This window comes from Actinosynnema sp. NPDC037264 (assembly GCF_055603705.1).
The window spans coordinates 1-5,385 of the sequence record NZ_JBVJVK010000126.1 but is presented as its reverse complement, the minus strand read 5'-3'; the positions used below and the strand labels follow the sequence as shown (position 1 = coordinate 5,385).

The 5,385-nt window shown below is 71.0% G+C and carries 6 protein-coding genes; 1 reads left to right on the top strand and 5 read right to left on the bottom strand.

Going from position 1 to position 5,385, the window contains the following annotated elements:
- Window positions 1-88 precede the first annotated feature (88 nt).
- On the bottom strand, window positions 89-1,114 hold the full coding sequence (locus ACZ7GX_RS45595) for an ABC transporter permease (RefSeq protein WP_498786912.1): 1,026 nt from the start codon (window positions 1,112-1,114) through the stop codon (window positions 89-91).
- A 3-nt stretch (window positions 1,115-1,117) separates the two neighbouring features.
- Window positions 1,118-2,170, bottom strand: a complete 1,053-nt coding sequence (locus tag ACZ7GX_RS45590) for a sugar ABC transporter substrate-binding protein (RefSeq protein WP_498786911.1) — start codon at window positions 2,168-2,170, stop codon at window positions 1,118-1,120.
- 227 nt (window positions 2,171-2,397) lie between these two features.
- Between ACZ7GX_RS45590 and ACZ7GX_RS45585 the strand changes: the two genes are divergently transcribed.
- A complete protein-coding gene (locus ACZ7GX_RS45585) occupies window positions 2,398-3,444 on the top strand; it encodes a LacI family DNA-binding transcriptional regulator (protein WP_498786910.1) in 1,047 nt (348 codons plus the stop codon).
- A gap of 161 nt (window positions 3,445-3,605) precedes the next feature.
- Here ACZ7GX_RS45585 and ACZ7GX_RS45580 read toward each other — a convergent pair whose 3' ends face one another.
- The 3 genes from ACZ7GX_RS45580 to ACZ7GX_RS45570 form a co-directional block, all read right to left on the bottom strand.
- On the bottom strand, window positions 3,606-3,980 hold the full coding sequence (locus ACZ7GX_RS45580) for a hypothetical protein (RefSeq protein WP_498786909.1): 375 nt from the start codon (window positions 3,978-3,980) through the stop codon (window positions 3,606-3,608).
- A 221-nt stretch (window positions 3,981-4,201) separates the two neighbouring features.
- Window positions 4,202-4,948 (bottom strand): phosphotransferase family protein, encoded by a 747-nt coding sequence (locus ACZ7GX_RS45575; protein ID WP_498786908.1) that lies wholly within the window; start codon window positions 4,946-4,948, stop codon window positions 4,202-4,204.
- Between the two features lie 61 nt (window positions 4,949-5,009).
- On the bottom strand, window positions 5,010-5,385 hold a 376-nt coding region (locus ACZ7GX_RS45570; RefSeq protein ID WP_498786907.1), incomplete at its 5' end, for an EAL domain-containing protein.

The following is a 5,385-nucleotide window of genomic DNA, read 5'->3' as shown; positions in this document are numbered from 1 at the left end:
ACGACCCCGAACTCCACGGCGGCGCGCAACGACTCACCGACCAAGCCGCAGCCGCTTGATCTAATTCTTGAGGTTGACACTGAGGGTGTCATGGCTTCACCTTCCGGATCCACTGGTCCAGCGACACCGCCACGATGATCAGCACGCCGACGGCCAGGGTCTGCCACAGCACGTCCACCCCGGCCAGCGCCAGCCCGTTGCGGAACACACCGACGATCAACGCGCCGATCAGCGAACCGACGATCGCGCCCCGACCGCCGAACAGGCTGGTGCCGCCGATCACGACCGCGGTGATCGAGTCGAGGTTGTCCATCTGCCCGGCCTGCGGGCTCGCCGAGGCGATCCGCCCGATCAGCACCCACGCCGCCAGCGCGTACACCAGGCCCGCCATCGCGTACACGCTGAGCAGCACGCGGGCGGTGCGGATGCCGGACAGCCGGGAGGCTTCGAGGTCGTCGCCGGTGGCGTAGACGTGCCGACCCCACGCGGTGTTCTTCAGCGCGAACGCCATCGCGGCCACCAGCACCACCATCATGATCGAGCCGTAGGTGACGCGGGTGCCGCCGAGGTTGACCGTCTGCCCGGTCCACAGCAGCAACGACGGCATGTCGGCGCCGCGGATGGTGGCGCTCTCGGAGTACCAGAGGTTCAACGCGAAGAACACGTTGAGCGTGCCGAGGGTGACGATGAACGGGGGCAGCTTCAGCCGCGTGACCAGCAGGCCGTTGAGCAGGCCGCACAACGTGCCGACGACGAAGCCGAGCAGCAGCGCGGGCAGGCCCGGCAACCCGGTGTCCGCCGCCACCTTCGCCATGACGATGGACGTCAGCACCATGACCGCGCCGCAGGACAGGTCGATGCCGGCGGTGAGGATGACGATGGTCTGGCCGACGGCGAGCGTGCCGATGACCGCGACCTGTTGCAGGATCAGGGAGACGTTGCCCGGCGTGAGGAACCGGGGTGACAGCACGGCGAACACGACCACGGCGACCAGCAGCACCACCGCGGGCCCGATGGTGGCCTGCGCGTGCAGCAGGTGCTGGAGGCGGGTCAGGGGTGACGGACGGGCCTGGTCACCGCCCGGCGTGCGTTCTTCGGACAGCGTGGTCGACATGGCTCAGCCCCAGCAGTTCTGCAGGCCCCAGGCGGAGTCCTTCGACTCGACCCCGGACGCGGGCTGGTCGGTGATGAGCGTGACGCCGGTGTCCACGAAGTCCTTGCCCGCCGTGTTCTGCGGCTTGGTGCCGTCCTTCGCGAACTTCGCGATCGCCTCCACGCCGAGCTGCGCCATCTTCAGCGGGTACTGCTGCGCGGTGGCGCCGATGATGCCGGACCTGACGTTCTGCACGCCGGGGCAGCCGCCGTCGACCGAGACGATGGTGACGTCCTTCTCCTTGCCCGCCGCCTTCAACGCCTCGTACGCGCCCGCCGCCGCGGGCTCGTTGATCGTGTAGACGAGGTTGACGCCCGGGTCCTTCTGCAGCAGGTTCTCCATCGCCGTCCGACCACCCTCGGGCGCGCCGTCGGTCACGTCGTGGCCCACGATGCGCGGGTCGCTCTCGTCGCCGATGCGGCCCTTGTCCTTCACGTCGACGCCGAAGCCCTCCAGGAAGCCCTGGTCGCGCTGCACGTCCACGGACACCTGGTTCGGGTTGAGGTCCAGCAGCGCGATCTTCGCCTGCTTGCCCTCGGACTCGAACTTCGCCTTGGCCCACTGCCCGATGAGCTTGCCGGCTTGGTAGTTGTCGGTGGCGAAGGTCGCGTCGGCGGCGTCGGCCGGCTCCAGCTGGGTGTCCAGGGCGATGACCAGCAGCCCGGCCTGGCGGGCCTTGTCCACCGAGGGCACGATCGCCTTGGAGTCGTTGGGCGTGATCAGGATGCCCTTCGCGCCCGCGCCGACCAGGTTCTCGATCGCGTCGACCTGCGACTGGTTGTCGCCGTCCTGCTTGCCCGCGAAGGACTGCACCGTCGCGCCCGTCCCACCGGCCGCCTGCTGGGCGCCCTCCTTCATCTTCACGAAGAACGGGTTCGTGTCGGTCTTGGTCACCAACCCGACGAGCGTGCCGCCGCCGGCCGCGTCGCCACCGTCCCCGCACCCGGTGACCAGCGCCAGCAACGACGCCGACACCAGGGCCGTGAGCCTGACGCCCGTCCGCGACGGTCCGGTCATGTCTCCTCCTACGTCAACGTTGACGTAACCGGCAGCGGAACACGAGGGCGTTCACGTCAGGCCTGGTTACGCGAGATCAAAAGCAAGAAGTCCGGCGCTTCCACCCTCACTGGAGCGACGGGGGAGGAAGGGGGACTGTTGTTAAGTCATCGTTGACGCTAGCTTCGTGCTCCAAGCCGCGACAAGCCGCCGTTACGCAAGCGTTACCCAGGATGGAGCAGAGGTCCATGGACTCACGGGGTGCACGGCGCGAGCCGACCATGAGGGACGTCGCCGCACTCGCCAAGGTCAGCACGAAGACCGTGTCGCGGGTCATCAACGACCTGCCCGGCGCGGGCCCCGACGTGGTCGAACGGGTCCGCGCCGCCGCGCGCACCCTCGGCTACCGCCCCAACCTGACCGCCAGCAGCCTGCGCCGCTCCGACCGGCGCAGCGCGACCCTCGGCGTGCTGTTCGAGGACCTGTCCAACCCGTTCGACGCCGCCCTCCTGCGCGCGGTCGAGGACCGGGCGCGGCAGAACGGCGTGCTGGTGCTGGCGGGCAGCAGCGAGGACGACCCGGAGCTCCAGCGCGAGCTGCTCACCTCCCTGGCCACCCGCCGCGTCGACGGCATCGTGGTCATGGCCGTGGGCGGGCACCAGGACGCGTTGCAGCAGGAGCGCGAGCGCGGCACGCCCATGGTGCTGGTCGACCGCCCGCCGACGTTCGACGGCACCGACAGCGTGACCACCACCAACCGCGACAGCTCGCGCGAAGCCGTGCTCCAGCTCGCGGGCCTGGGCCACCGGCGCATCGCGTTCCTGGGTGACCGGCAGACGCTGTGGACCAGCCGGGAGCGCTACACCGGCTACCTCGAAGGGCTCGCCCACGCCGGCCTGACGCTGCGCGACGAGCTGGTGCGCACCGACCTGCACGGTCCCGACGCCGCCGAGAGCGCCGCCGCGACCCTGTTCGACCTGGACGAGCCGCCGACCGCCCTGTTCACCGCGCAGAACCTGGTCACCGTCGGCGCGATGCGCGCCCTGCGCGACCGCGACCTGCACCGCTCGGTCGCCCTGATCGGCTTCGACGACTTCCCGCTGGCCGACATGCTCGAACCCGGCGTCACCGTGCTGCGCCAGGACGTCCCGGCGCTCGGCCGCCGGGCCGCGGAGCTCATCTTCGCCCGCATCGGGGGCGAGCAGTCGCCGCCGACGCACGCCGTCGTGCCGGCGACGCTGGTCCGGCGCGGTTCGGGCGAGCTGCCGCCCCCGTCGTCGGACACGGGCGCGTAACGGGCCGTTGACACCCGCTTCGTCGGCGGTTGGCGGCCCGCCGACGTGACGGCCGAGTGGCAGGGCCGACGTCCTCTGCCACGCCCAACGCGTCGCAACCATCACGTGCACCCGGGACCTGAACCGGGCGCATCCCCCTACGGCGGAACACCCCGTTCCCGTCAAGGGCCGCCCGCTCGTCCTTCGCCGGGGTCCGGATCCTCGTTCGCCGGCGTCCTGGTCTCCGAGTCCGCGCCTGCCGGTGTCTCGCCGGCGGCCGGCCCGGGCAGCTCGGGATCGGGAGCCCTCAACAGGAGTCTGAGGACCTCGCGAGCTTGATCGCCCTGCTCCTTGGTTTCGGCGCCGAGGGCTCGTTCGATGGCTCTTCCCTCGTGCGTCACCCGTCGCCGGACCGGGCCGGAGCGCACCCACTCCTCGACGACCCGCGTGAGCGCCAACCACACCGGCTTGGTGATCCACAACGCCGCGACGGCGAGGACCGACTTGCCGTAGCCGGACTTGAGCGCCTCGACCAGGAAGTCCCGCAGAGCCTGCATGAGCTCCTCCAGCCCGATCGGCTGGAGGGAGCGCCTCTCCAACCGATCAAGACGTGCTTGATCGATTGGAGGTCTCCTCCGCCGGACGGACCGACCAACGGCACCGGGGTGCGCGAACACCCTTAGGCGACACCGCTGCTTGGGAGTACTCCCCTCGCTGGTTCGAGGTTAGCAGGCATCGACGACACCTGGACATCTCCGAGTCCCGCGTCGGAGCGGTATCAGGGTTCCTGCATCCGGGCACGGAGCACGTCGAACTCGCACCCCGGCGCGTCCGGGTCGAAGCCGTGCTCGATCAGCCAGCGCGACGCCGTCAGGCTGCGCAACGACCACCAGGCGCGGATCACGTCCCGGTCCACGTCGTCGCCGTAGCCGGCCAGCAGGTCGTCCAGGCGTTCCTCGTGCCCGAGCGTCAAGGTGGCGAGGTCGAACATGGCGTCGCCGGGGGCGGCCTCGGACCAGTCGATGACGCCGGTGACCTCGTCCCCGTCGACGAACACGTGCGTGATCTGCAGGTCGCCGTGGATGAACGCCGGTTCCCACGGCCGGAGCGCGGCCTCGGCGATCTCGCGGTTGCGCCGGATCACCTCCGCGGGCAGCACGGCGTTGGCGAGCAGCCACGCGCACTCGCTGTCGAGCTCCGCCGCCACGTCCTCGAGCCTGGGCCCCGGCCACGGCGGCAACGGCGCGTCGTGCAGCTCCCGGACCGCGGCGCCGACCGCGGCCCACGCCGCCGGCGACGCGGGCGACGGTTCGCCGAGGACGCCGAGCGCCTTGCCGGGCACGGCGGCGATCGCGAGCACGGGCGGCTCGCGCCAGAGGACCGCCGGGGTCGGCACCGGCGCCATCGCCATCGCCCGCACCTCGACCTCCGCGTGCGCCGCGTCGCCGTCGACCTTCAGGAACACCTCGCCGACCCGCAACGTCGCCCGCTGGCTGTGCGCGACGACGACCTCGACCTCGTCCATGCCGGCCATCCTGTCGGGCGAGGCCGCCGATGTCGCCGGATTTCACGGCTCGTCCGGTCGGTCAGTCCGCGGCAGGGACGTGCAGGGGACTCATGGCCAGCAGGCTCCGGATGTCCTCGGCCGGGACCGGGCGGGAGAACAGCCAGCCCTGGAACGCGTCCGCACCCAGTTCGCGCAGCAGGTGGAACTGGGTCGCGGTCTCCACCCCTTCCGCCACGCACGTGCGGCCGAGAGCCCCGGCCATGTCGACGACCGCCCGCGCCACCGCGAGGTCCGACCTGTCGTTGCCCACCCCGGACACGAACCGCCGGTCGACCTTGATGATCTGCGCCGGCAGGTCCCTCAACCTGGCCAGCGACGAGTAGCCGGTGCCGAAGTCGTCCACCGCGAACCGGATGCCCCGCTCCACCAGCTCGCCCATCGCCTGCCGCACCCGC